Annotated in this window: 17 protein-coding genes and 1 pseudogene; 6 read left to right on the top strand and 12 right to left on the bottom strand. The window is 65.8% G+C overall.

Annotation, left to right across the window (positions count from 1 at the left end; translation table 11 throughout):
• Positions 1–274: 274 nt before the first annotated feature.
• Both KGM94_RS15030 and KGM94_RS15025 read left to right on the top strand, forming a co-directional pair.
• Complete coding sequence (locus KGM94_RS15030) at positions 275–832, top strand: HNH endonuclease (RefSeq protein ID WP_140980529.1); 558 nt, start codon at positions 275–277, stop codon at positions 830–832.
• 114 nt (positions 833–946) lie between these two features.
• A complete protein-coding gene (locus KGM94_RS15025) occupies positions 947–2,173 on the top strand; it encodes a glycosyltransferase family 87 protein (protein WP_300260385.1) in 1,227 nt (408 codons plus the stop codon).
• Here KGM94_RS15025 and KGM94_RS15020 read toward each other — a convergent pair.
• On the bottom strand, positions 2,148–3,029 hold the full coding sequence (locus KGM94_RS15020) for a DMT family transporter (protein ID WP_300260382.1): 882 nt from the start codon (positions 3,027–3,029) through the stop codon (positions 2,148–2,150). The two genes, KGM94_RS15025 and KGM94_RS15020, sit on opposite strands and share 26 nt — an antisense overlap.
• 175 nt (positions 3,030–3,204) lie before the next feature.
• Here KGM94_RS15020 and KGM94_RS15015 point away from each other — a divergent pair, with 175 nt between their 5' ends.
• Complete coding sequence (locus KGM94_RS15015; protein ID WP_300260377.1) at positions 3,205–3,426, top strand: dodecin; 222 nt, start codon at positions 3,205–3,207, stop codon at positions 3,424–3,426.
• A 70-nt stretch (positions 3,427–3,496) separates the two neighbouring features.
• Here the strand turns inward: KGM94_RS15015 and KGM94_RS15010 are convergent, their stop codons facing one another.
• The 6 genes from KGM94_RS15010 to KGM94_RS14985 all read right to left on the bottom strand — a co-directional run bounded on the left by KGM94_RS15010 (position 3,497) and on the right by KGM94_RS14985 (position 10,794).
• Positions 3,497–4,465: a dipeptide ABC transporter ATP-binding protein gene (locus tag KGM94_RS15010; protein WP_300260373.1), complete on the bottom strand. Its 969-nt coding sequence runs from the start codon at positions 4,463–4,465 to the stop codon at positions 3,497–3,499.
• The gene (locus KGM94_RS15005) at positions 4,462–5,454 is read right to left on the bottom strand and encodes an ABC transporter ATP-binding protein (protein ID WP_300260368.1); all 993 of its coding nucleotides are present in this window, start codon (positions 5,452–5,454) and stop codon (positions 4,462–4,464) included. Before KGM94_RS15005 ends, KGM94_RS15010 begins: the two co-directional genes overlap by 4 nt.
• Entirely contained in the window at positions 5,454–6,374 is a 921-nt protein-coding gene (locus tag KGM94_RS15000; protein WP_300260365.1) for an ABC transporter permease, read from the bottom strand. Before KGM94_RS15000 ends, KGM94_RS15005 begins: the two co-directional genes overlap by 1 nt.
• Positions 6,340–7,299, bottom strand: coding sequence for an ABC transporter permease (locus KGM94_RS14995; RefSeq protein ID WP_300260361.1), 960 nt, complete (start codon positions 7,297–7,299; stop codon positions 6,340–6,342). The genes KGM94_RS15000 and KGM94_RS14995 overlap by 35 nt, the downstream gene beginning before the upstream one ends.
• Positions 7,300–7,324: 25 nt before the next feature.
• Positions 7,325–9,115: a peptide ABC transporter substrate-binding protein gene (locus KGM94_RS14990; RefSeq protein ID WP_300260357.1), complete on the bottom strand. Its 1,791-nt coding sequence runs from the start codon at positions 9,113–9,115 to the stop codon at positions 7,325–7,327.
• A gap of 260 nt (positions 9,116–9,375) precedes the next feature.
• Positions 9,376–10,794 carry a M20 family metallopeptidase gene (locus KGM94_RS14985; RefSeq protein WP_300260354.1) on the bottom strand — a complete coding sequence of 473 codons (1,419 nt, stop codon included), beginning with the start codon at positions 10,792–10,794 and terminating at the stop codon, positions 9,376–9,378.
• 277 nt (positions 10,795–11,071) lie between these two features.
• Here KGM94_RS14985 and KGM94_RS14980 point away from each other — a divergent pair, with 277 nt between their 5' ends.
• Both KGM94_RS14980 and KGM94_RS14975 read left to right on the top strand, forming a co-directional pair.
• Positions 11,072–12,043: a S1C family serine protease gene (locus tag KGM94_RS14980; protein WP_300260351.1), complete on the top strand. Its 972-nt coding sequence runs from the start codon at positions 11,072–11,074 to the stop codon at positions 12,041–12,043.
• A gap of 43 nt (positions 12,044–12,086) precedes the next feature.
• On the top strand, positions 12,087–13,196 hold the full coding sequence (locus tag KGM94_RS14975; RefSeq protein WP_300260349.1) for a phospholipase: 1,110 nt from the start codon (positions 12,087–12,089) through the stop codon (positions 13,194–13,196).
• A 127-nt stretch (positions 13,197–13,323) separates the two neighbouring features.
• Here the strand turns inward: KGM94_RS14975 and KGM94_RS14970 are convergent, their stop codons facing one another.
• Positions 13,324–13,647, bottom strand: coding sequence for a hypothetical protein (locus KGM94_RS14970; RefSeq protein ID WP_300260346.1), 324 nt, complete (start codon positions 13,645–13,647; stop codon positions 13,324–13,326).
• Positions 13,648–13,826: 179 nt separating this feature from the next.
• Here KGM94_RS14970 and KGM94_RS14965 point away from each other — a divergent pair, with 179 nt between their 5' ends.
• Positions 13,827–14,033, top strand: a complete 207-nt coding sequence (locus KGM94_RS14965) for a hypothetical protein (RefSeq protein WP_300260343.1) — start codon at positions 13,827–13,829, stop codon at positions 14,031–14,033.
• Positions 14,034–14,097: 64 nt separating this feature from the next.
• On the opposite strand, the gene KGM94_RS14960 is transcribed toward KGM94_RS14965, so the two are convergent.
• From KGM94_RS14960 to KGM94_RS14945, 4 genes and pseudogenes are all read right to left on the bottom strand, one after another.
• Entirely contained in the window at positions 14,098–14,766 is a 669-nt protein-coding gene (locus tag KGM94_RS14960) for a DsbA family protein (RefSeq protein ID WP_300260338.1), read from the bottom strand.
• 37 nt (positions 14,767–14,803) lie between these two features.
• A complete protein-coding gene (locus KGM94_RS14955; RefSeq protein WP_300260393.1) occupies positions 14,804–15,583 on the bottom strand; it encodes a sulfite exporter TauE/SafE family protein in 780 nt (259 codons plus the stop codon).
• An 11-nt stretch (positions 15,584–15,594) separates the two neighbouring features.
• Positions 15,595–15,684: pseudogene (locus KGM94_RS14950) on the bottom strand (CidA/LrgA family protein); the annotation flags it as partial.
• A 149-nt stretch (positions 15,685–15,833) separates the two neighbouring features.
• Positions 15,834–16,313: a PaaI family thioesterase gene (locus tag KGM94_RS14945; protein WP_300260335.1), complete on the bottom strand. Its 480-nt coding sequence runs from the start codon at positions 16,311–16,313 to the stop codon at positions 15,834–15,836.
• Between the last annotated feature and the right edge of the window lie 81 nt (positions 16,314–16,394).

Here is a 16,394-nt window from a genome sequence, read left to right as displayed (position 1 = left end):
GCCGCCCGCCGGAAACGGCACGATCACCGTGATGGCGCGGCTCGGATAGTCTTCGGCCGCGACCGGCCGAATCGATGCCGCAGCCAACACGGCCGCGAGCAACATGGCGAGCCATGTTCGCATGCCTTCTCCCAAATAACGGCGATTTTCAGCGCTTTTCGTGCCGGCGCCTGCCGGGAATAAGTCGCTCAACGCTCTTCACAATCCCGTCACGCTCCATGTAGTATGTCAATACATGCTGCTTCGCAGCGAAAGTGGAGGCCGGGAGCGTTACTTGAACGCGCATGTCTCGCAAGGCAGTTGGCCGGTGTTGGTGTTGAACGCGGACTTCCGGCCGCTGAGTTACTATCCGCTGTCGCTTTGGTCCTGGCAGGACGCGATCAAGGCGGTGTTTCTCGACCGCGTGAACATCGTCGCCCATTACGACCGGGCGGTGCACAGCCCCTCCTTCGAGATGCAGCTGCCGAGCGTGGTCTCGCTCAAATCCTTCGTCAAGCCGACCACCCACCCCGCCTTCACCCGCTTCAACGTCTTCCTCCGCGACCGCTTCAACTGCCAGTACTGCGGCTCGCCCGAGGACCTGACCTTCGATCACATCGTTCCGCGCAGCAAGGGCGGCCAGACGACGTGGGAGAATGTGGTCGCGGCCTGCTCGCCCTGCAATCTGCGCAAGGGCAATTTGTCGCCGCAGCAGGCAAAGATGTTTCCGCGGCAGACGCCGTTCGCACCGACCGTGCACCAGCTGCACCGCAACGGCCGGCTGTTCCCGCCGAACTACCTGCACGACAGCTGGCTTGACTATCTCTACTGGGATACGGAACTGGATCCGTAGAGGCACCCTGTCGGCGCAACAACGGCACTCAGGGCCGCAAAATCCTTTCCCGTTCGTTACCGTCCCTTAAGGCTCAGGCGGCAATCTGTCCCGATTGACCCGGGGCGTCACCGCATGCTTGCCGAAACGCTGGAGCAGATCCGGTCGCAGCCCGCGAAGCGGACGGCCTATGTGCGTTTCGCGCTTGCTGCACTGGCGGCGATCATCGCCCTCAAGACGCTGTGGTTCGCGCGCTGGGGGCTCTGGGACAGCCGCTCGCTCGCGGATTTCGATGCCTTCCACATCGTCGCCAGGCAGGTGTGGCTCGGCGATCTCGACCAGGTCTACCGGTTTGCGAGCTTCACGAAGCTGCAGGAGGCCGCGGCCGGCGGTGCGACCGGTGCGATGCCCTGGACCTACCCGCCGCAGTTCGACCTCTTGCTCGCCCCGCTCGCGTACCTGCCGCTGTGGGGCGCCTATCTCTCCTTCACCGCCGCAACGCTCGCCCTCTATCTCGCGACGCTGCGTGCGATTGCCGGCGACCGATTTGCCCATGTCCTGGTCGTCGTGTTCCCCGCGCTCGCGATCACGATCGGCTGCGGGCAAAACGGGTTTCTCACGGGCGCGCTGATCGGGCTGTTCTGCCTCAACGCACAGAGGCGCGAGACATCAAGCCAGCTGCTCGCGGGTCTCGCGCTCGGCGCGATGGTCATCAAGCCGCACCTGGCGATTGCCGCTTCCGTCTATCTGCTGGCGACGCGCCGCTGGACCGCGGTCGCGGCCTCCGCCGCGGTGGTGCTGACGAGTTCTGCGATCTGCACGCTGACGTTCGGGCCGGCAATCTGGACGGCGCTGCTCGGCTCCATCAAGGAATCCGCTGATTTCCTCGACCGCGGATCCTACCAGCTTTTCCGCATGATCTCGACCTATGCGGCGTTCTACATGGCGGGCGTCCCCGCCGCGGGCGCGATATGGGCCCAGGCGATCGTCGCGATGCTCGCGCTGCTCACCGTCGTGCTGGCAGTGGTGCGTGGACCATCGCCGGCGGCCGCACTCGGCGTCACCGCGATGATCTCGGTGATGATCAGCCCCTATGCCTATGATTACGACCTGCCGATGGTCGGCGTCGGCCTCGTTCTGCTGCTGCCGGATCTGGCGGGGATCGCGAGCCCACGCGAGCGCGGCACCGCCTACGGGCTCATCCTGGTCGCGGGTGCCTACGGACTTCTGCAGTCGACCACACGGTTCGGGTCTTCGGCGCCTGCCGTCGCCGGCCTCGCGATGATGGCGCTGCTCGCGCTGCTGCTCAAGATCCTGCTGCGCGACGCGAGACAGCTCAGGCCTTCTGCAGCGCCAGCGTGACGCCGCCGAGCGTCAGCACCATCGCTCCGATCTCGCGCAGACCCAAGGGCTCGCCGAGGATGATCGCCGCCGAAACCACGCCGATCACGGGAACCAGCAGCATCCCCGTCGAAGCCGAAATCGGCGGCAGCCGGCGCAGCGTCTCGAACCAGGTGATGTAGCAGACGCCCATCGGCATCAAGGTCATGTAGACGAAGCAGCCGAGGCCGAGCGGCGTGATCGCCGTGGTGTCGGGCTGCTCGAAGGCAACGCCGAGGAGCAGCATCGCGAGGCACCCGAGACCGACCTGCCAGGCCACCACGACCAGCGGCGGCATCGGCAGCGGCTTGCGGTTGACCGTGTTGCCGAGCGCGAACAGGATGGCGCAGGACAGCGCCAGCGCGATGCCGAACAGTTTTCCCGCGCTGAACGCATAGCCGTTGCCGCTCAGCAGCAGGGCGACGCCCACGAAGCCCAGCACCAGCGCCAGGATGTCGCGGATCGTCGGCCGTACATGCAGGAAGGGCCAAGCGAACAGCATCGCCCAGATCGGCATGGTGTAGGCGATCAGCGCGCCCTCGCCCACCGTGACGAACTTCATCGCCATGGTGCCAAAACCCATCCAGGCGAATACGTTCGTGAAGGTGGCGAAGAGGAGCCGCGGGATCGCCTCGCGCGGCACGCCGAGCGATTGCCCCCGGCTCAGCGCCAGCGCAGCCAGGATGAGCGAGGCACAGGTTCCGGCCAGACCGCGGGCGAACAGCGGCGGCCATTGCAGCAGCAGGATCTTCATCAGGGGCCAGTTCAGCGCCCAGCCGAACGCGGTCACGCCCAGGCAGAGGAAGCCGATCGATCTGTCGCGCCGCGCCGAATCCATGGGACATGCGCTTAGCAGGCCGTCGACGACCGCTCCACCTCTCCCCGCGCATGCGGGCTGCGCGGAACCCCGGGGCACCGCCGCTCGTTCGGATTGGAGACCGTACCGGCGGAGCGTAAGCTCTTCGGGCGGAGGAAACGTCCTGCGCCGCTACGCGCCATCAAGGGAGATCGTCATGCCCACGACCGAGAAGGATCACGTCTACAAGATCCTGGAACTCGTTGGATCGTCCGAAAAGTCGATCGAGGACGCGATCCAGAACGCCGTCAGCCGTGCCGCCAAGACCATTCGCGAGATGAAGTGGTTCGAGATCGTGCAGACGCGCGGCCATATCGAGGGCGGTTCGGTGCGCCACTACCAGGTGACGCTGCGCGTCGGCTTCACGCTGGAACGCTGAGGCCGCCTTCTGCGGTGACGAATTGTGTGCGCTCCCCTCGCGCCGACTGCGAATGATTCCGAGCAAGACGTCACACCAAGTGACACGCCACCGAATGTCCGCCAGCGCTCTCCCTCAGCTCCGGCGCGCTCTCGGCGCAACGGGGCTCGGCGATCGGGCAGCGGGTGTGGAAGTGGCAGCCCGTCGGCGGCTTCATCGGGCTCGGCACGTCGCCCTTCAGGCGGATGCGGCTGCGCTTCAGCTTGGGGTCGGGCACCGGCACGGCCGAGAGCAACGCCTTGGTGTAGGGATGCTGCGGATTGCGGTAGAGGTCGCTCGCCTTCGCAAGCTCGACGATACGGCCAAGATACATCACCGCGACGCGGTCGGAGATGTGCTCGACCACCGAGAGATCGTGCGCGACGAAGAGGTAGGTGAGGTTCAGCTCCGCCTGCAGGTCCTCGAGCAGGTTGATGACCTGCGCCTGGATCGAGACGTCGAGCGCGGAGACCGGCTCGTCGCAGACGATCAGCTTCGGCTCGACCGCGAGCGCGCGGGCGATGACGATGCGCTGGCGCTGGCCGCCGGAAAATTCGTGCGGGTAGCGGCGCATGTGCTCGGCCTTGAGGCCGACCTTCACCAGCAGGCTCGCCACCCGCTCCTCGCGCTCGGCCGCGGAGGCTGCGAGCTTGTGGATGGTGAAGGCCTCGCCGAGGATGGCGCCGACCGTCATGCGCGGGTTGAGCGAGGCGAAGGGGTCCTGGAAGACGAGCTGCATGTTGCGCCGCATCGCGCGCAAATCGTCGCCGCCGAGCTTGCGCACGTCCTGGCCATCGAAACGGACCTCGCCCTCGGTCGGTTCGATCAGGCGCAGCACGCAGCGGCCGGTGGTGGACTTGCCGCAGCCGGATTCACCGACCAGCCCGAGCGTCTCGCCGCGATCGACCGCGAACGACACGCCGTCGACCGCATAGACGCTGCCGACCTGGCGCGACAACAGGCCGCCGAGCACCGGAAAATGCTTCTTCAGGCCGGAGACGCGCAGCAGGGGTTCGCTCATGACCGGTCTCCCGGCGCATCTGCGAGATGACAGGCCATGCGATGGCCGGGCGCAACCTCGCGCAGCACAGGCTCCTGCTCGGTGCAAACGGCCATGGCAAGACGACAACGTGGCGCAAAACGGCAGCCCGGTGCCGGATTGATCAGGATCGGCACCGTGCCGCCGATCGCTTCCAGCCGTGTCTTGTGCTCGCTGTCGAGATCGATGCGCGGGATCGAGCGGATCAGGCCCTGGGTATAGGGATGGCGCGGATCGCCGAAGAGATCGTCGACCAAGGCCTCCTCGACCACCTTGCCGGCATACATCACCACCACGCGCTGCGCGGTCTCGGCCACCACGCCCATGGCATGGGTGATCAGCATCACCGCCATGCCGAAACGCTCCTTCATGTCCTGCAGCAGGTCGAGGATCTGCGCCTGGATGGTGACGTCGAGCGCGGTCGTCGGCTCGTCCGCGATCACGAGCTTCGGCTTGCAGGCGAGCGCCATCGCGATCATGACGCGCTGGCGCATGCCGCCGGAGAACTGGTGCGGATAGTGGTGCACGCGGCCTTCCGCGTTGGGGATCTGGACCAGCTTCAGCATGTCTATGGTCCGATCGAGCGCCTGCTTCCGGGTCAGGGCCTCGTGGCGGCGCAGGCTCTCGGCGATCTGCTCGCCGATGGTCAGCACCGGATTGAGCGAGGTCATCGGCTCCTGGAAGATGAAGCCGATCTCCCTGGCGCGGATGTCGTCGAGTTCATCGCTGGTCAGCGGCACGAGGTCGCGGCCCTCGAAATTGATCTCTCCGGCCACGATGCGGCCCGGCGGCATCGCGATCAGCTTCAGGATCGACATCGCGGTGACGGTCTTGCCGCAGCCGGACTCGCCGACCACGCACAGCGTCTCGCCCTTGTTGATGGTGATGTCGACGCCATCGACGGCCTGCAGGATGCCGTCGTCGGTCGCGAAATGGGTCTTGAGGCCCTTGATCTCGAGCAGCGGCGCCATCAGATCACCCGTCGCGCGTCGAGCGCGTCGCGCAGGCCGTCGCCGATGAAGTTGATGGCGACCACCGCGATGAAGATCGCGCCGCCCGGGAACAGCGCCCAGTGCGGGCCGATGTCGAGAAAGTCCTTGGCGTCGAACAACAGCCGTCCCCAGGTCGGAGTGTCCGGCGGAAAGCCGAGGCCGAGGAAGGACAGCGTCGATTCCGCGATGATCGCGGCGGCGACGTCGATGGTGCCGGCGATGATCACCGGGCCGACCGCATTCGGCAGGATGTGGCGCACCACCTGCCGCACCGGGCTCGCGCCGAGGGCGCGCGCCGCCTCGACGAACTCCTTTTCGCGCAGCGACAAGAACTGCGCGCGCACGAGGCGCGCGACCGGCATCCAGCGCAGGCCGCCGATGACCAGCACGACAAGGATGAAGATTCCGCCCTCGGGACCCAGCACGGATTTGAGCCCGTCGCGGAACAGGTAGATCAGCAATAGCAGCAGCGGCAATTGCGGCAGCGACAGGAACAGGTCGGTGAGCCACATCAATCCGTGCCCGAGCGCGCCGCGCGACATTCCGGCGAGCGCGCCGACCAGCGTGCCGACGATCACGGAGACCGTCATGGCGGCGAGTCCGACCGAGAGCGAAATGCGGCCGCCATAGATCATTCGCGCCAGCAGGTCCTGGCCTAGATCGTCGGTGCCGAACGGGTGGGCCAGCGACGGCCCCTGCAAGGTCGAGCCGAAATCGATGTCGTTGATGGAGACCCGCCAGACGAAGGGGCCGAGCACGACCGCCGCGATCAGGGTGAGCAGCAGGAAGGCGCTGACCACCGCGAGCCGGTGGCGGCGATAGCGCCGCCAGGCCTCGCGCCACGGCGAATAGCCGCGCTGCCGCTCAGCGAAGGGAGATGCGAGGGTCAAGCCAGCCATACAGGACGTCCGCGATGAGATTGAACAGCACCACCAGGCAGGCGAACACGAAGGTCACGGCCATCACGACCGGCGTGTCGTTTGCGAGGATGGAGGAGATCAGGAGCGAGCCGATACCTGGAATGCGGAAGATCTGCTCGGTGACGATGGCGCCGCCGAACACCGCAGGTATCTGCAGCGCGATCAGCGTCACGACCGGGATCATGGCGTTGCGCATCACATGCTTGACCAGCACCGTGGCCTGGCCCAGGCCCTTGGCGCGCGCCGTGGTGACGTAGTCGAGGCGGATCACGTCCAGCATGGCCGAGCGCACGAAACGGGTCATCGAGGCCGCCTGGAACAGGCCGAGCACCATCACCGGCATGATGGCCTGGCGGATCTGCTCGAGCACCCAGCGGACGCCGCTCGCATTGACGTCGGTGGAGTAGACCAGGGGAAGCCAGTCCAGCTTGATCGAGAACACCAGGATGAACAGGATGCCGGTGAAAAAGGTCGGCAGCGAAAACCCGATGAAGGCGAGCGTGTTGGCAAGCTGGTCGAACAGCGAATAGGGCCGGGCGGCGGCATAGACGCCGACCGGAATCGCGACGAGGAGCGCGAGCACCTGCGAGGAGCCGATCACGTACAGCGTGGTCGGCAGCCGTTGCAGGATGAGGGTGTCCACGTTCACCCGGCTGACGAAGGAAAATCCCCAGTCGCCCTGCAACATGGCGGTGAGCCAGTGCAGGTAGCGGACATAGACCGGATCGTCGAGGCCGAACTTGGCTCGAAGCGCGAGTCCGACTTCAGGCGGCACGTTCGGATTGGTCGCCAGATCCGAGAACGGATCGCCCGGTGCGAGCGCGAGCACCGTGAACAGCACGAGCGAGATGCCGAGCAAGCTCGGCACCGCGATCAGCAGGCGACGCAGGACATACTGCCTCATGAGATATCCAGACCGCGCTCGATGCTCAGGTCTCGCGGTACCAGTCCTGGATATTGTCGGTGTCGTTGGCCCAGCCGCTGATAACCGGTTTCAGCGTGTTCGACGACGCCCCCACCTTCAGGCGATGCAGCACGGGGATGAACACGATGTTCTCCCAGAGCAGATCGTTGGCCTTGATGTAGAGCGCGGCCCGCTTGACCGGATCGATCTCGACCTCGGCCTCCGCGATCACCTTGTCATAGTCCTTGTTGACCCAGCGCGGGAAGTTCGGTCCCTGCCACTTGTTCGCCTTGGTGGCGACGCTCTCCGAAATGTAGCGCTTCATGTGCAGCGCCGGATCCGGCTGGGTCATCGGGATCTGGAACTCCTCGATGTCGGCGTAGAACTTGGAATAGGTGTCGGGGTTGGCGACGTCGGACGAGAAGAACACCGATGCGACGACCGACTTCAGCTCGAGATCGATGCCCGCCTTCTGGCAGGCCTGCTTGACGATCGCCTGGGTCTTCTGGCGCGGGCCGTTGATCGAGGTCTGGTACAGCATCTTCAGCTTGTTGCCGTCCTTGGCCCGAATGCCGTCGGGTCCGGCCTTCCAGCCGGCGTCCTCGAGCAGCTTGGCGGCCTTCTCGACGTTGAACTCCCAGCTCGTGTTCTTGGAGACGAAGCGCGCGGGACCATTGAGATAGTTGGCCGTGGTCAGGCCGGCCCGTCCGTAGATGAACTTCTTGATGGACTCGCGGTCGACCAGCAAAGCGAGGGCCTTGCGCACCGCCGGATCGGACAGCAGCGGATGCTTCGTCTTCATGCTGGAGCGCTCGCCGTCGACCTCGGTGTTGGGGTCGGTGTTGTTGAGCGCGATGAACTCGATGTCGCCGCCCGTCGCGTAGACGGTCTTGCCCTTGCCGCCCTTCTCGAGGCGCAGCAGCACCTCGTCCTCGACCTGCATGTTCCAGGCATAGTCGTATTCGCCGGTCTGGATCACGGCGCGCGCAGCCGAGACGGCATCGCCGCCGCCTTTCATCTCGATGCTGTCGAAGTAGGGCCGATTGGCCATGTGATAGTCGGGATAGATCTCGCCGCGAACGAGATCGCCCGGCTTGAACTCGACGAATTTGTACGGGCCCGTGCCGACGGGGGACAGGTTGGCCGGGGCTTCGCGGGACTTCGCGCCCTTGTAGTCGGCAAACACGTGCTTGGGGATGATGCAGCCATAGGCGCCGACGAACGCATTGGCCCAGAATGGAGTGGGGTTCTTGAACACGATGCGGACGGTATGGTCGTCGATCTTCTCCACGGTGAGGTCGTTGTAGACCGCGCTGCTCACCGCCGCGGTGGCCGGATCCTTGACGTATTCCCACGTGAACACGAGGTCGTCGGCCGTGAAGGGCTTGCCGTCATGCCACTTGACGCCCGGCTTCAGCTTCCAGGTCACCGACTTGCCGTCGGCCGTGAGGCCGCCGTTCTGGATCGAGGGAATTTCGGCCGCGAGGATCGGGTTGAGATTGCCCTCGACGTCCCAGCTCGCGAGCGGCTCGTAGAAGATGCGCGAGCCGTCCTGGTCCTTGGTGCCGGTGGCGAAATGCGGATTGAGCAGGGTCGGGCTCTGCCACCACAACAGCTTCAACGGGCCTCCCCCGCCGCGCTTGGTCGGCTTGTAGGGAGACGGGCTCTGGGCCATGGCCACACCGCCGATGGCGAGAACCTGGGTGGCCATCGGCGCGGTCAGGCCCACGGCCAGCATGCGTTGCACGAAGGCGCGGCGGTCCATCCGCCCGTCCTTCACGTCGTCGATCATGGTGCGCAGGTCTTCGTCCAGCATCGTTGTCCCCTGTCTGGTTCCCGTGACTTTGCGGACGGCCGCGAGGCGGCCGCCGATGTTGCCGGCGTAAATGGCACACCGAATGGGGCGCGCGTCAACTACAACCGTGTGTATGCAAATGGTCTAATGACTGGCGCCTGGGCACAAGTCCGCGCGCCGCGCGCCCACCGCCTCGGCAATCCGACGGCAAAATGCCTCTCCCGCCGCTTTGCACTGCGGAAGATTTGTTCGGCCCGTCGGACGAAATATCGAGCCGATGCTCAGGTCAGCGACATGTCCAGCGGCGGTGCGACGTGGTCCGGCAGCGGGCAGACATAGGGCGTCTTTGCCGTCCGCTTCGCCAGGTCGGCCTTGGCGGCCGCGATCAGATCCGGCTCGGTCAGCGCCCTGATGCCGAGCCCGGCCATGGCCTTGGCCGCCTGCACCATCGCCTTGTGGGCGTGCGGACTCTTGCCCTGCGCCACGACCTGCCAGGTGTGGAACGGCGTGCCGATCGCGACCGTGGGCGCATGGACCTGCACGGTCGGCACCACCCAGCTCACGTCGCCCACGTCGGTCGAGCCGACCAGCGGATTGCGCTTGGCATCGATCGGTACGAGGAAATCGGCCAGCGGCCGCTCCGTCGGTTCCATGCCGATCGCGTAATAGACGGACGAAATATCCTTCTCGCTCAGGGTGGCGCGGATGCTGGTCGCGAACGCCTCGTCCGCATCGTCGAAATGCGGCGGGCCGAGCTCTTCCATGACGCGATGCAGCGCCTGCTCCAGCGGCGTATTGGGCAGGATGTTGGAAACCGCGGAAATGATCTTCATCTCCACCTTCGTCTCGGTCATCAGCGCGGCGCCCTGCGCGATCTTGTGCACGCGCCCGACCAGTTCGTTCATGCCGGGCAGGTCGCGGGCGCGGATGGAATAGCGCACGCGGGCATGGGCCTGCACCACGTTGGGAGCGATGCCGCCGGTGTCGAGCAGCGCGTAGTGCACGCGGGCGTCACTCGGCATGTGCTCGCGCATATAGTTGACGCCGACATTCATCAACTCCACCGCGTCGAGCGCGCTGCGGCCGAGATGCGGCGAGGCCGCCGCATGCGAGGTGCGCCCGGTGAAGATGAAATCGGCGCGCGTGTTGGCGAGCGACGGCGTCACCGCCACTTCCCAGAAGCTGTGCGGGTGCCAGGTGATGGCGATATCGGCATCCTCGAACGCGCCGCTGCGCACCATGAAGGCTTTTGCCGCACCGCCCTCTTCGGCCGGACAGCCGTAATAGCGCACGCGGCCGGGCACCTTGTGCTCGGCGAGCCAGTCCTTCACGGCGGTCGCGGCCAACAGCGCCGCCGAGCCGAGCAGGTTGTGGCCGCAGCCATGGCCGTGGCCGCCGGTCTCGACCGGGCGATGCTCCGCGACGCCCGCCTCCTGGCTGAGCCCCGGCAGCGCATCATATTCGCCGAGGAAGGCGATCACCGGACCGCCCTGCCCCCATTCGCCCATCAGCGCGGTTGGGATTCCGGCGAGATTCTCGGTGACGCGGAAACCCTGGTGACGCAGCTCGGCGAGATGTTCGGCGGCGGATCGTGCCTCGGTGTAGCACACCTCCGGCATGCCCCAGACCTTGTCGCTCAAATCGATGAAGCGCGCCTTGATCGTGTCGATGCCACGCCAAATATCACTGCGGTTGTCCATGCGCCGGTCCGTCATCCCTGAAGTTGCTGCGAAGGGCAATGGTTATCAGTTTCGTTTGACCCCGCCTAGCACCCGATGTGACACCAGCCATGCGGCACGACGCGCAACGCGATAGTTCATCAATTCGCACGTCCGGCGGCCTTTCAAGTCGGCGGTTCGCGGCATAGATTAATACTTGGTTCGCGCGTCGTTCCTCGCCCAGGGGCCATGGACGGGCGATGCCGAAATGCAGCAGACTTGCCGAGAGATTTGCCAAGAAACCTGCCAGGAGAGCTCCATGTCCACTCTGACCGAATGGAGAGTGCCGCCGGCGCACCAGCCTCGCACGAACGATTACGGCTTCGATCTCGACCGCGCTCTGTCCTCCATCGTCGGACTGCATTCGATCATCCCGCCGGACGCCTTCAGCGCGGAGACGCTGGGGACCGAGCGCGCCGGCAACGGCGTCGTGATCGACGACGGGCTGGTGCTGACCATCGGCTATCTCATCACCGAGGCGGAATCGGTGTGGCTGCATCGCGCCGACGGGCTGGTGGTTGAAGGTCACGCGCTCGGCTTCGATTCCGTCACCGGCTTCGGCCTGGTGCAGGCGCTCGGCAGCCTCGATATCGCGCCGCTTCCGATCGGTTCCTCCGCGGCGAGCCGGATCGGCGACCGCGTCGTGCTGGGCGGCGCCGGCGGACGGACGCGATCGGTGGCGAGCCGGATCGTGGCGAAGCAGGAATTCGCCGGCTATTGGGAATATCTGCTCGACGAGGCCATCTTCACCCATCCCGCCCATCCGAACTGGGGCGGCACCGGCCTGATCAACCAGCGCGGCGAACTGATCGGCATCGGCTCGCTGCAGCTCGAACGGGAACGCGAGGGCAAGGCCGAGCACGTCAACATGATCGTGCCGATCGATCTGCTGAAGCCGGTGCTCGACGATCTGCGCAAGTTCGGCCGCGTCAACAAGCCGGCGCGGCCCTGGCTCGGGCTGTACTCGACCGAAATCGACAACCGTATCGTGGTGATCGGCATCTCCACCAACGGCCCCGCGGCGCGCGCCGAACTCAAGACCGGCGACGTCATCCTCGCCGTCGACGGCGAGAAGGTGACGAGCCAGACCGGCTTCTACCGCAAGCTCTGGTCGCTCGGCTCCGCCGGCGTCGACGTGCCGCTGACCGTGCATCATGAAGGCGTCACCTTCGACGTCACGGTGACCTCGACGGACCGCGCAAGACTGCTGAAGGCGCCGAGACTTCACTAGATGATCGGATAGAGTCCCCGCTGGACAGAACAGGGAAGCGGCGATGAGCGAGGCCGTGGTGGACGACATCGTGGCCGTGCTGCCGCCGCTCTTGGATTCGCTGGACGCACTCGGCTTCGTCGTGCGCCACCTGCACCCGCCGGAATTCGACCGCGTCATGGAGGCGATCGGCACGCCCGACGAGGCGCTGCAGGCCGCGCGCTCGCGACTCGGCGATTGGCCGGCGCAGTTTTCGAGCATCCGCAGCCTGCTCGATCGAGCGTGCGATGAGTCGCTCGCCGCCTATGGCGGCCTGCGCACGGTCCAGCGCGGCAACGGCGACCTCGTCGCGGTTTTCCGCGCGCTCCGGCATGCGCCGCGCGCGCAGGAGGCGCTCTATCCGCTCGCGGGGAAGTTTCCGCCGGTGAGCAGCTTCTTCCTCGACGCCGCGGTGCGCGAGGACCAGGAATTGCTGACGCGGCTCGCGAACGGCGCCTGCGAACACACCGGCATTTTCCACGACGCCAACGAACCCGGCAGCCGCGGCGGCTTCTCGCTCTACGTGCCGGAATACTACACGCCGGACCGCGCCTGGCCGCTGGTGATGGCGCTGCACGGCGGCAGCGGCAACGGCCGAGGTTTTCTATGGAGCTGGCTGCGCGATGCGCGCAGCCTCGGCGCGATCCTGGTCGCGCCGACCGCGACGGGACCGACCTGGGCGCTGATGGGCGAGGATTCCGACACGCCCAATCTCGCGCGCATCCTCGACGTCGTGCGCACCCGCTGGAACATCGACCCATCCCGCTTGCTGCTGACCGGCATGAGCGACGGCGGCACGTTCTGCTACGTCACGGGGCTCGACGGCGCCTCGCCGTTCACCCACCTCGCGCCGGTGTCGGCGACCTTCCATCCGTTGATGGCGGAGACGGCCGACGCCACGCGGCTCAAGTGCCTGCCGGTGTTCATCACGCACGGCAAGCTCGACTGGATGTTTCCGCTGCAGGTCGCGCGACAAACGCGGGCCGCGCTGTCCGCCGCCGGCGCCGAAGTCACCTACCGCGAGATCGACGATCTCAGCCACACTTATCCGCGCGAGATCAACGCGGAGATATTGCGCTGGCTGAACGGCGACCGAACCGTCGGGAGCTCACAAGAGCCCCTGCTTCAGTTGTAGGTCAGGCAGCACGCCGACGCGATCCGACAAGCAATACGCCGTCGGAGGTCTGCAAGGGATCGTTGACGACGCGGCCAGCGAAGGCCGGATTTCGCGTTGCGCGGCAGGAAAACCCGAGAACTTCGGCTCAAGGCGTTGCTGCATCGAACGCCCTTCGCGGCGCTTCGGTCGGAATCATCGCGCCAGTCGCAAATGACAGCCGTCCACGCCAGAACTCCCAGGAACGAGCGTTGAGCCAGCCGGGCTGGGCATGAAGCATGACCTTTGCCAGGCGTGCCCGACCAACCGCGGTCTCCAACAGGAGGATATCGTCATACGTCGCGAGATTCATGACCTGCGCAATGACGCGGTCTTCCGAGAACGGTTGCCCATCCACCGGCCGCCACCAGAGATACTTGCGGCCAAGCCGCTCGATCAGATGGTTGGAGTCGTGATCCTTCATCATGTCCATTATAGTGGACAAGCTCCGCCTTATCCACGACCACCGGCGTGCCTCGATCTGATTTGTCCTCTGTTCTAAAGGGGTTACAAGCATGAAAATCTCGGCCTTGGGCGCGCTCGGCGAGCAGCCGTCAGGAGGGGGAACCGCCGCTCGACCTCGACGTTATCGCCGGTCACCGGAGGTTCGTCATGCAGACATTTCTCGGAATGATCTTGGGCGCGCTGCTGCTCGTGGCGGGCGTCTATGTCTACGACTCCATGCAGACGTCAGCCGTCGCGAACAGCGAGGTTGCAGCCGCCAACCGTACCATCGTGAACTGGGACGTCGCAAAGGCCGACTGGGACGCCCTGAAGGATCGCGCGCACAGGGACTGGGTGCGGATCTCCTCGAGATAGGACGCCGCTGCCGCAACGGGCATTGAGGGCGCCGTCGCGCAAGGCGACGGCGCCCTCATCTTGTTCAGGTCTTGTTGCCGGCCTTGGCCTTGCGCGCGTCGGCGATGGCCTGCTCGAACTCGGCCATGGTCAGCACGCCCGGAACGCGGAACTTGCCGACGATGAAGGACGGCGTGCCGCGAAAACCGAAGGCGGTCGCCTGGTCGTTGTTGCGCTTCAGGATGGCGTCGATGTCTCCGGCATGGGAGGCGAGATCGCGCTTCAGCCGGTCCATGTCGACGCCGGCACCAGCCAGCAATTCGTTGATGCGCGGTTCGGTCAGCTTGGAGTTGACGCCCATCATCGCGTCATGGGCCTGATGGTACTTGTCCTGGAATTTGGCGGCGAGCGCCATCCGCGCCGCGGTCACGGAGACCGGGCCGAGGATCGGCCAGTCCTTGAGCACCAGCCGCACCTTGCCGTCGTCCTGGACGACCTGGCGAAGCTCGGGCTCGACGCGCCGGCAATAGGGACATTGATAGTCGGACCATTCGACGATGGTGATGTCGCCGTCGAGATTGCCGGCGACCGGCACCTCGGGATCGCGCAGCACCTTGGCTTCGGTCAGAACCTCGTCGCCGCCGCCGGTCGCGGCGCCGGCCGAGCGAATACCGCCTAGAGCCGCAGTAGCGCCCAGCAGCGTCAGCGCGGCGCGCCGTGTCGGCGCGCAGCTACTCATCTCGAATGAAGTCATATCTGGTCCCGTTTTGGCCCTTTTTCGTCTCTACGACTCAGGGCAGGGAAATGTTACGCACCAGCATATAGAGCGCCACGGCGACAATAACAGTCGCAAAAACCACATTCAGCGCGCCCCGTCGCGCCGACAGGTGCCGCGCCGCGGCCGTGCCGGCGAGCCCTCCGGCGATACCGCCCGCGATGAACACCGCGGCAAGGTCCCAGGCGACCAATCCCGACCAGGCGTAACTCGCCGCAGTGGTCAATCCGAACGCGGTCACCGCGACGAGCGACGAGGAGACCGCGTTCATGATCGGCATGCCGGTTGCAAACATCAGGGCCGGCACGATCAGGAAGCCGCCGCCGATGCCGAAGAAGCCGGACAGCGTGCCGGTCGCAAGGCCGAGGCCCGCGACCGCGGGAAAATTGCTCCAGTCCATCTTGACGTCGGGAATGCCGCTCCGCGCCCGCGTCTTCAGCATCAACGCCGCGATCACGAGCATCACCAGCGCAAACATCGCGAGCAGCCTGTGCCCGTCGATCATCTTGCCGAGATTGGACCCGGCGAAGGCGCCGACGATTCCGGCTGCCGCGAACAGCAGCGCCACCGACCAGATCACGGTACCGCCGCGGGAATGGTTGAAGAGGTTGATGGCGGCGTTGGCGGCGACCGCCATCGCACTGGTGCCGATCGCGACATGCGGCTCCCGCACGCCGACCACGTAGACCATCAGCGGCACCGCCAGCACCGATCCACCGCCGCCGACCAGGCCCAGCGAAAATCCGACCAGCGCGCCCGAGGCGACGCCCAGCACGCTTTGCATGACCGAGAGCATCATCGCATCGGCACCGGGCCCGGCAGCGGCAGACCGAGGCCGCGCACGGCGACTTCGCCGATCAGTTGGCAGGGCAGGATGAGGCTGAGACTCGCGAGCATGCAGACGGCATCAAAGGGGTGCCGCCGCCTGCTTGTCAATCGCCGGGCCTAGAGAATGATCCGCAAAAGTGCGCAGCGGTTTTCCGAAAAGATCATGCTCAAACAATAATCTGAAGCGCGATGACGATTCATCGCAATCTCATCGCGCTTCAGGCCGGGGCCATGCCCTGCGCGCGCGGAACAGCAGTCTCGCGGCGCAGGAGCGCCATCAGCGTGCCGGTCATGGTGGCGACCAGGGTCGTGGCGCCATCGCGCTCGGCGAACGCGCTGGCTTCACAGAAGGTGAGCGTGCGGCCCGGCTTGACCACCTCGGCCTTGAAGACGAAGCGCTCGCCTTTCGCAGGCGCGAGCAGGGAGGTCTTGAACTCCACCGTCAGGATATCGGCCTCGCGCGGCATCAGCGTGAACGCGGCGACGCCGCAGGCGTTGTCGAGCCCGGCGGTGATGATGCCGGCGTGGACGAAGCCGTTCTGCTGGGTGAAGGCGGGCGAATAGTCCATCGCAAGCTCGACCTCGCCGGGCGCAAGCCGCGCGATCGAGATGCCGAGCGTGCGCATCGCCGGCTGGCCGTCGAACAGCGCCGCCGCGGCGGCGCGATAGTCCGGATTCTTCGGTTCGAACTTCGCCATCGCTCTGGCCCCTACCGGATTTCCCGCCGGATTTCTCGCCTTCGATCGTTGATACGGTAGCGTATCAGGCTTTCGACGCGA

Source organism: Bradyrhizobium sp. (genome assembly GCF_028868675.1).
Lineage (GTDB): Bacteria > Pseudomonadota > Alphaproteobacteria > Rhizobiales > Xanthobacteraceae > Bradyrhizobium.
Note: the sequence above shows the minus strand (reverse complement) of the source record. Positions and strands in the feature narration are given on the sequence as shown.